The organism is Mediterraneibacter sp. 210702-DFI.5.30 (assembly GCF_020560115.1).
Lineage (GTDB): Bacteria > Bacillota > Clostridia > Lachnospirales > Lachnospiraceae > Mediterraneibacter > Mediterraneibacter faecis.
Genome location: NZ_JAJCME010000252.1, coordinates 1 through 217, shown reverse-complemented (window position 1 = coordinate 217; position 217 = coordinate 1). Strand labels below are relative to the sequence as shown.

At 47.9% G+C, this 217-nt stretch carries 1 protein-coding gene; it reads right to left on the bottom strand.

The window, feature by feature from the left end:
- Nucleotides 1–217 (bottom strand): HD domain-containing protein (locus LI126_RS15450; protein ID WP_227165777.1); only part of this gene is annotated, 217 nt, incomplete at both ends.

Here is a 217-nt window from a genome sequence, read left to right as displayed (position 1 = left end):
CTTGCTCATTGCCAGCAAAAGCTTACGGTGTGTTTCCGCCATCTGTTCTTTGTTGGACTTGTAATGAATCTTAGAGATCTTCGTGTTGCCATCCACGATCATGGCAATCGTCGGTCCGAAAAGCTCCCGAATATCATCCAAAGTGGCCCCAGTATCTTCAACGATATCATGCATATAGCCCGCGCATACCGTTTCTGGATCCATGTGCAGATTGGCC